Source organism: Marilutibacter maris, assembly GCF_006546735.2.
In the GTDB taxonomy this organism is placed as follows: domain Bacteria; phylum Pseudomonadota; class Gammaproteobacteria; order Xanthomonadales; family Xanthomonadaceae; genus Marilutibacter; species Marilutibacter maris.
Genome location: NZ_VICD02000009.1, coordinates 1 through 8,695, shown reverse-complemented (window position 1 = coordinate 8,695; position 8,695 = coordinate 1). Strand labels below are relative to the sequence as shown.

The 8,695-nt window shown below is 70.1% G+C and carries 8 protein-coding genes; 3 read left to right on the top strand and 5 right to left on the bottom strand.

Annotation, left to right across the window (positions count from 1 at the left end):
- Positions 1-205, top strand: a 205-nt coding sequence (locus FKV24_RS01460; RefSeq protein ID WP_141480941.1) for an energy transducer TonB, incomplete at its 5' end; no start/stop codon positions are given.
- Between the two features lie 557 nt (positions 206-762).
- Here the strand turns inward: FKV24_RS01460 and FKV24_RS01455 are convergent.
- The 5 genes from FKV24_RS01455 to FKV24_RS01435 all read right to left on the bottom strand — a co-directional run bounded on the left by FKV24_RS01455 (position 763) and on the right by FKV24_RS01435 (position 6,496).
- Complete coding sequence (locus FKV24_RS01455; RefSeq protein ID WP_111264989.1) at positions 763-1,962, bottom strand: ABC transporter permease; 1,200 nt, start codon at positions 1,960-1,962, stop codon at positions 763-765.
- Positions 1,959-2,705, bottom strand: a complete 747-nt coding sequence (locus FKV24_RS01450) for an ABC transporter ATP-binding protein (RefSeq protein ID WP_141480940.1) — start codon at positions 2,703-2,705, stop codon at positions 1,959-1,961. The genes FKV24_RS01455 and FKV24_RS01450 overlap by 4 nt, the downstream gene beginning before the upstream one ends.
- A 209-nt stretch (positions 2,706-2,914) precedes the next feature.
- Complete coding sequence (locus FKV24_RS01445) at positions 2,915-4,432, bottom strand: alpha/beta hydrolase (protein WP_141480939.1); 1,518 nt, start codon at positions 4,430-4,432, stop codon at positions 2,915-2,917.
- Positions 4,433-4,547: 115 nt separating this feature from the next.
- Positions 4,548-5,732, bottom strand: coding sequence for a M50 family metallopeptidase (locus FKV24_RS01440; protein ID WP_111264992.1), 1,185 nt, complete (start codon positions 5,730-5,732; stop codon positions 4,548-4,550).
- Entirely contained in the window at positions 5,729-6,496 is a 768-nt protein-coding gene (locus FKV24_RS01435) for a ferredoxin--NADP reductase (protein ID WP_223250215.1), read from the bottom strand. The genes FKV24_RS01440 and FKV24_RS01435 overlap by 4 nt, the downstream gene beginning before the upstream one ends.
- A gap of 172 nt (positions 6,497-6,668) precedes the next feature.
- On the opposite strand from FKV24_RS01435, the gene FKV24_RS01430 reads away from it, so the two are divergent.
- Together FKV24_RS01430 and FKV24_RS01425 are read left to right on the top strand one after the other, a co-directional pair.
- A complete protein-coding gene (locus FKV24_RS01430; RefSeq protein ID WP_111264994.1) occupies positions 6,669-7,709 on the top strand; it encodes an ABC transporter ATP-binding protein in 1,041 nt (346 codons plus the stop codon).
- Positions 7,706-8,533, top strand: a complete 828-nt coding sequence (locus FKV24_RS01425) for an ABC transporter permease (RefSeq protein ID WP_111264995.1) — start codon at positions 7,706-7,708, stop codon at positions 8,531-8,533. Before FKV24_RS01430 ends, FKV24_RS01425 begins: the two co-directional genes overlap by 4 nt.
- Positions 8,534-8,695 lie beyond the last annotated feature (162 nt).

Genomic DNA, 8,695 nt, shown 5'->3' with positions numbered 1-8,695 from the left:
GCTGCGCGCCGGCACCTCCGGCGAGGTGCAGATCGAGTTCACCGTCGGCACCGACGGTTCGGTCACCAGCGCCCGCGTGGTCCGTTCCAGCCCGCCGCGGGTGTTCGACCGCGAAGCGGTCGCCGCGGTCCGCAACTGGCGCTTCCAGCCGGTCGCCAACCCGGTCACCACCCGCCGCACCATCGGCTTCAACCCGGGGGGGTGAGCCCCCGCGCTTGCGGGCCACTGGCCCGCGCGGGGGCGAACGCCTGACCACGGATGGTCAGGCCGGACAACCCGAAGCCGATGCAGTGACGCTATGGATGGCATCAAGCGTTTCCAGAAATCGCGCTCGGGGCCCCTGTTTCCGCCGCCGACTCGGACCGATGGTCGCAGCACCCAACAAAGGCCGATGCCCCGCGCATCGGCCTTTGTGCATGCGCACGAGCCAGCGATCCGGGTAGCCCATCGCGGCTCACGCCGCTCCTACAGTGAATCGCGCCCGTCCTGGCCAATCGGTCCCGGGATTTTCGTAGGAGCGGCGTAAGCCGCGATTCCCGGGCTGCGCCTGGAAATCCCCAAAGTTTGCTCTACGCAAACCTCGGGCCCCGCCGTTGCGCTTCCACACCCCCATTCGCATCTGCGATGCGAATCGCCCCCTCACTCAGGGGGCTGGGTCGCACGCGTTCATGCCGTAGGAGCGGCGTGAGCCGCGATTCCGGGGCCTCGACGCAAACGGGCCCGGCATCGGCCGGGCCCGTCGCTGTCTCGCTGTCGCTGGCCTCAGCCGGAGATCGCCAGCCGCTCCTGGCGGTAGCGGTGCACCGCGGCGAACCACAGCAGGGCCGCCAGTCCCAGCCCCGCGGCCAGATACACCGCCCACACCTGCGGGTCGATCGGTTCGGCGCGGATCACCTTCAGCAGCAGCTGGTTCTGGGCCAGGAACGGCACCACGTACTGCCACAGCTCCGACTTCACCGGATTCACCATCAGCACGAAGGTCGGCACCATCGGCAACAGCATCAGCCAGACGGTATGGCTCTGCGCCTCCTTCATGCTCTTGGCCGAGGCGGCGAGGAAAGTCAGCAGCGAGGTGCCGATCAGCAGCATCGGCAGCAGGATGAACAGCATCTTGGCGATCGCCGCGAAACTGACGTCGAGCATCTTGGCGACGTCGGCGGCCATCAGCGCGGTGCCCTTGAACGCGAGCAGGGTCAGCAGCAGCGAGATCAGGCCCAGCGCGCAGGCGGCGGCGATCTTGCCGCTGACGACCGCGCCGCGCGGGGCCGGCGTCGCCAGCAGCGGTTCCAGCGATTGCCGCTCGCGCTCGCCGGCGGTGGCGTCGATGATCAGGTAGGCGCCGCCGAGGAAGGAACTGAGGATCAGCAGGTACGGCAGCAGCACCGACAGCAGCTGTCCGCGCTTGGCCTGGGCGCTGGCGAGGTCGCGGGTGCCGATCGCCACCGGTTGCGCGACCGCCGGATCGATGCCGCGCACCATCAGCCGCAGGGTCGCGACCTGGCTGCGGTAGCGGTCGAGCACGCCGCGCACGCGCGCGATCGGGATCTCGGCATTGCGCCGGGTGCTGTCGGCGAGGATCTCCACCGACGCCGAACGTCCCTGCGACCAGTCCTCGCGATAGTCCTCGCCGATCACCAGGCCGACGTCGTGGTCCTGGCGGGCGATCGCCGCTTCCAGATCGTCGGGCGCGGGCACCGCCTTGATGCTCTGGGTGGCCAGGAACTTGATCAGGTTCGGCGCGCGCTCGGCGCCGACCACCGGCAGTTCGAGCTCCTTCTCCAGCTGGGTGCGCGCGCGCTGCTCGGCCAGGTAGCCCATGCCCATCAGCATCGCCGGGTACAGCAGCGGGCCCAGGAACAGGGTCAGGGCGAGGGTGCGGCGGTCGCGGGCGATGTCGCGCAGTTCCTTGCGCATCACCGACAGCAGGGTGGCGAAGAATCCGGGGGCCTTGATCGTGCTCATGCCTGCAGGCCCTCCGTGGTGCCGATCGCCTTGACGAAGGCGTCCTCCAGGTTGGGCTCGCCGAAACGCTCGCGCAGCTCGTCGGCGGTGCCGGCGGCGACCACGTGACCCTTGGCGATGATCACGATGCGGTCACACAGCGCGGCGACCTCCTGCATGATGTGGCTGGAGAAGATCACGCAGCGGCCCTCGGCGCGAAGCTGCTTGAGGAATTCGCGCATCGCGCGGGTGGTCATCACGTCCAGGCCGTTGGTCGGCTCGTCGAGGATCACGTTGCGCGGGTCGTGCACCAGCGCGCGCGCGATCGCGGTCTTGGTGCGTTGGCCCTGGCTGAAGCCCTCGGTCTGGCGGTCGAGGATGTCGGTCATGTCCAGCGCCTTCGACAGCGCCTCGGTGCGGCGGGCGATGTCGGCCGACGGCATGCCGTGCAGCTCGCCGAAGTAGGCGATGTTCTCGCGTGCGGTCAGCCGCTTGTAGACGCCGCGCGCATCCGGCAGCACGCCCAGCGCGCGCCGCACCGCGGTCGGCTGGGTGGCGACGTCGAGGCCGTCGACGCGGATGTCGCCCGAGTCGGGCGTCATCAGCGTGTAGAGCATGCGCAGGGTGGTGGTCTTGCCGGCGCCGTTGGGGCCGAGCAGTCCGGTGATCTGGCCGTCTTGGGCCTGGAAACTGACGCCGTCGACCGCCTTGACCGTGCCGGTCTTGGTCTTGAACGCCTTGTGCAGGTCGTTTGCGATGATCATTTGGGATCCAGTGGTTCGGAAGGAGCCGTCGCGTTCGCCGTCGGGCGCCGCGCTCAGGAACTTGTTGAGGAACGCACGTCCGGTGCGTTCCTCAAGTCGCGAGTCCGGTACACGTCCGGACGCGCTCCCGGTGGATCAAGCGCTCGCGCGCTTGCTCCGCCGCTACGGCCATCCTTGGCCGCCATAGCAGGGTGTTCTTCGACACCCTGCTACGGCTCCCAGCCGTTGTAGGAGGTGAAGGGCGGGACGTAGTCGAGGCTGTCCAGGCAGCTGGCATCCAGCGCGCCGGGATCGGTCGACTCGACGAACTGGGCCAGCAGCCGCGGCATGCAGCCGACGCCCATCACCCCGTGGCCCTGGCCCTTGAGGCTGAAATGGCGCGCGTTGCTCAGGCCCTTGACCACTTCCTCGCCGTACTCGGGCGGGGTCACCGGGTCGAGTTCGCCGGACAGCAGCAGGGTCGGGATGTCGCCGCCGTAGGGCGCGGTGAAGTCGGCGTCGACCTTGCCGGTCGGCCAGTCCGCGCAGCCGCTGAAGAAACGGCGGCCGGCCTCGGCGCCCATCAGGGTGTCGGCGTCGGCCGGATCGGGCACGTAGCGCGGCGCGTCCTCGGCACAGACCACCGAGCGCTGCATGCCGAAGCTCATCATCCCCTCCATCTGCCCCGACCACAGTTGGGCCAGCGACATCAGCGGCTGGTAGCGGCCGTCCTCGGCCTCGTCGACCACCAGCGGCAGCAGCGCGCTCAGTTGCGGCACGTAGGACACGCCGTGGACCAGGCCGACGACGGTCTCGGCGCCGAGGGTGTCGGTGTCCGGCGCATGGGTGGTGGGGTGGTGGTAGGCGACCTCGACCGGGTTCTCGCCCAGCTTCGACTCCAGCGCGCGGATGCGGCCGATCAGGTCGTCGCCGAAACGGCTCCTGCAGGCCTCCTGCGCCGCGCACTGCGCGTCCTGGCGCTGGAGCGCGCGGTCGAGCATGCGCGCGAACTCGCCGCCGACCACCAGCCGGTTCGGGGCGACGCCGTCGAGCACCACGCTGCGGGTGTGCGCCGGGTAGTGCATCGCGTACTGCTGGGCGACGCGGGTGCCGTAGGAGCCGCCGACCAGGTTGATCCGCTCCGCGCCCAGCGCCTGACGCACCGTGTCGAGGTCGGCGATGGCATGGGCGGTGGTGTAGAAACGGGGGTCGGCGCGGCCCTCCAGCGAACGCAGGCACTGGCTGAGGAAGGCCTCGGTGGCGGCGCTGTCGGCGGCGTCGGCGGGGTCGAGCTGCAACGGCTCGCCGTCGGCGTCGCGGCAGTCCAGTGGGTTGGAACCGCCGGTGCCGCGCTGGTCGACCAGGATGATGTCGCGTTGCTTGCGCACGTCCCTGAGCGCCATGTCGACGACCGGGGCGACGTCGGTCGCGGCCTGGCCCGGGCCGCCGGCCAGGAAGAACACCGGGTCGTCGCTGCCGCCGCCCTTGCCGCTGGCCGGCAGCCAGGCGATGTTGAGCGCGATCCGGCGCTCATCGGGCGCCTCCGGATTCTCGGCGACCTCGAAGCTGCCGCATTGCGCTTCCACCGTCGGCATCCCGCGCTCGCCACCGAGCACGCAGGATTTGAAGCCGATAGCGCCGAACCGGTAGGCACCGGCCTCGGTGTTCGCCACCGGCGTCGCCGGTTGGCATGCCGCAAGGCAGAGTGCCGACGCCAGCGCGGCGAGCATCAATCGGGTATTGCGCATGGGTTCCCCATCAGTCCGTAGCCAATCCGCTACAGCATGACAGACGGCCATGTCTCGATAAATGTGACCGATGTGCGGGAGGTGGCGGCGATGCGCGGGGCCGCCGCGGGCGCGCTCAGGCGGCGGCGAGCCGGGCCTGCAGCGCGTCCAGGCTTTCCCGCATCTGCAGCACGGATACCGGGTCCGGCAGCCGCTCCAGGCCGGCGCGGGCCGCCGAGATCCTGTCGCGGGCCGTTGCCGCATCGCCGGCGAGGGCGGCCGACTCCGCGTCGAGCCAGTCCCGGAACGCCGACAGGTCGAACAGCCCGCCCTCGCACAGCGGCCGCCACGCGGCCAGCACCACGGGGTCGCGCAGCATGAGGGCGGCGTAGCCAGCCATCGTCACCGCCAGGTGCGGGCGCACGGACACCGGCAGGTCGTGCAGGCCCGCGGCCGTGCGTCGGGCCGCGTCCGCGGCGGCGACGGCATCGTTCCGGTCCATCGCCCGGCTCAGTCGCAGTATCTGGGCGTTCACCGCCAGTCCGGGCGATGTGTCGTCGGCCGGGACCGGCATCAGCGCCTCGGGCCATTCGCGCGGACGCACGCCGGCCAGGGTCAGGGCCATCAGTTGTCGCAGCCGCTGGCGGACGACGGCGTCGGGCGAGTGGCGGGCGAGGTCGAGCAGCTGGCGTCCGTCGGACTGCCAGCCCTGGGTCTGGAACGGCAACAGGTTCAGGGCCCCGAAGAACAACGCCGAAAGCGCGGTTCCCAGCAGCAGCGAGGCGATCGCCGGTGGCGCCGTCCAGGAGGTCAGCAGTGCCAGCGCGAGGACGCCGGTGGCGAGGTTGGCGAGCGGGCCACCGACGAAAAAGCAGGCCTGGTCGAAGCGCGACAGACCGCGCCGGCCCTTCGGCAGCAGCGCGGCGAAGCCGCCGATCCCGCGCAGCCACGCGCCGCGGCGGAAACGCCAGCGGTGCTCGCCGCGCTCCAGGCGCAGCGGACCGATGCCGAACGCCATCGCATGCATGCCGCGGGCGATCCCGCACAGCGCGTGGCCGGCTTCGTGCACGATGATGTTCGGCCAGATCGTCAGCAATGCGAACAGCAGCGCCAGCGGTACCGAGGCGGTGGGCGCCCAATCGGCGATCCAGGCCGAAGGGCCGATGCCCATGCGTCCGCTCAGCATGCCGACCAGGCCGCCCACCAGAATCCATAGGAGCAGGGATGCCGGGAAGCCGAGCTTGCCCGGACGTCCGCCGCGGCCGGTGTCCGGCGCGGCGGGCGGGAGGAATGCCGCGTGCGCGTCGGTGTCTCCGGTCATTTGCTGCTGACGTATTTCTCGCGGCGAATCTGCTTGACCTCCAGCCCGTCCGCCTTCAGCGCCTCGAAACAGGCGTCGACCATGTTCGGGTTGCCGCACAGGTAGGCGATGTCGGCGGTCGGGTCGGGGGCGACCTCGGCCAGGAACTGCTGCACGTAGCCGCGGCGGACATCGGCATGCGCGTGGGCGCTGCCCTCGGCCGGCAGCTCGCGCGAGAAGCAGGGGACGAAGCGGAAGTGCTCCGGGTGCCGGTCGGCGAAGGCGCGGAACTCGTCGCCGTAGAGCAGCTCGGCCGGGGTGCGGGCGCCGAACAGCAACACCACCCGGACCCCGCGTTCGCGGATCGCCGCTTCCAGCTGCGGCAGCATCGCCCGGTACGGGGTGACCCCGGTCCCGGTCGCGATCAACAGGTAACGGCCGTTGGCGTCGCCCGGCATCAGGCAGAAACGGCCGAACGGGCCACTGGCATCGACCGTGCCGCCGACCTCCAGCCCCTCGAACAGGGCCGTCGCGGCGCCCCCGGGCACGTAGCTGACCGCGATCTCGACCGCCTCGCCGGGGCCCATCGCGTGGTCGTGGATGGTCGCCAGCGAGTAGGAACGCTTGGTCGCGGTGCCGTCGGCGTAGGCGAAGTGGACCTGGATGAATTGCCCGGGGACGAAGTCCAGCGGCTGGCCGTCGTCGCGGACGAAGGCGTAGTGACCCACCGCGGGGGCGAGCATGCGACGGGACACCAGTTTGAGCGGGAAATGCGTGATGGCCACGGAGTCGGTCGGTCCTTTCGGGGCGTACGGGCGCGCGACGGGGTGTTCAGGCTACGCCACGCCGCGCTGCGCCGGGTGGAACACTGTGGCCCGAGGGCGCGTACAGTCGGCCGCCTATAATAACGGCTATCGCCGCGACGACCGCGGCCCAGGCCCGGCCATGATTCCCGCCATGAACGAACACACCACCGCGGGCGCGGCGCCGACATCGTCGGTTGCGGCGCCGACAGTGCCCGCCCTCAGCGTGCACGAACTGCGCAAGACCTACCCCGGCAGCGGCCCCGGCAACGGCGTCGAGGCGCTCAAGGGCGTTTCGCTCGACGTCGAACAGGGCGACTTCTTCGCCCTGCTGGGCCCCAACGGCGCCGGCAAGAGCACCCTGATCGGCATCGTCAGCTCGCTGGTCAACCTCAGCGGCGGCTCGGTCGAGGTGTTCGGCACCGACCTGGCCCGCAACCGCGACGCCGCGATGCGGCTGATCGGGCTGGTGCCGCAGGAGCTGAACTTCAACATGTTCGAGAAGCCGCTCGACATCCTGGTCAACTACGCCGGCTTCTACGGCATCCCGCGCGAGGAGGCGCTGGCGCGCGCCGAACAGGAGCTGCGCCGCGCCCACCTGTGGGACAAGGCGCGGATGATGAGCCGCACCCTGTCCGGCGGCATGAAGCGGCGGCTGATGATCGCCCGCGCGATGATGACCCGGCCGCGGCTGCTGATCCTCGACGAGCCCACCGCCGGCGTCGACATCGAGATCCGCCGCGGCATGTGGCAGACCCTGCGCGAGATCAACGCCGCCGGCACCACCATCATCCTCACCACCCATTACCTGGAGGAAGCCGAGAGCCTGTGCCGCAACCTGGCGATCATCGACCGCGGCAGCATCGTCGCCGCCGGTCCGATGAAGGCGCTGCTGGCGCGGCTCGACGTCGAGGGCTTCCTGTTCGACATCGACGGCCAGCTGCCGGAGCGGCTGCCGGCGATCGAGGGGGCGACCCTGATCGCCACCGACGACCACACCCTGGACGTGGAGATGCCGCGTTCGATGGATCTGAACCGTGTCTTCGCCGCCCTCGGCGACGCCGGCATCCGCGTGCGTTCGATGCGCACCAAGTCCAACCGCCTGGAGGAACTGTTCGTGCGCATGACCGGTGAGAACGCCGTCAACGGCGCCACCGACAGCACCGCCCAGGTCGCACCCGAGCCCACCGCATGAGCAGTACTCCCGACACACCGGGGAAGACCCCGGACAGCTTCGAGTCCTCCACTCCGGCGCGCCGCAACCTGGTCGCGCTGGGCACCATCGTGCGCCGCGAGATCAGCCGCATCCTGCGCATCTGGGGCCAGACCCTGGTCCCGCCGGCGATCACCATGACCCTGTACTTCCTGATCTTCGGCGGCCTGATCGGCTCGCGGATCGGGACCATGGACGGGATCGGCTACATGGACTTCATCGTCCCCGGCCTGGTGATGATGAGCATCATCCAGAACAGCTACGGCAACATCTCCTCCAGCTTCTTCGGCGCCAAGTTCGGCCGCCACGTCGAGGAGCTGCTGGTCAGCCCGATGCCGAACTGGGTGATCCTGACCGGCTACGTCGCCGGCGCGGTCTCGCGCGGACTGGCGGTCGGCGCGATCGTGCTGTGCATCGCGATGCTGTTCACCACCGTGCGCATCCCGCACCCCTTCGTCACCCTGACCACGGTGGTGCTGGGCGCGACCATCTTCGCCCTGGCCGGCTTCGTCAACGCGGTCTACGCCAAGAAGTTCGACGACATCGCGATCGTGCCGACCTTCATCCTGACCCCGTTGACCTACCTCGGCGGCGTGTTCTACTCGGTCAAGCTGCTGCCGGGCTGGGCCGAGGCGATGACCCACGCCAACCCGATCTTCTACATGGTCAATGCGTTCCGTTATGGCCTGCTCGGGGTCAGCGACGTGCGGCTGTGGGTCGCCTATGCGCTGATGCTGGGCTTCGTGGTGGTGCTGGCCGCGGTCGGCCTGACCCTGCTCAAGAAGGGCGTCGGCCTGCGCAGCTGAGCGCATGGCGGGCCAACGCCGCCGGCCGGGTCCACCTGCTTGCGCGATCGCTGCGCTGCGATGCCGCGCGCACGCAGGCGTTCGCGCGTGAGGTGTTATCCCGGTCACTTTTCCGGGCCGTGTGAACGAACTGTCGTGGACACGCCGATATGATGGTCGGCG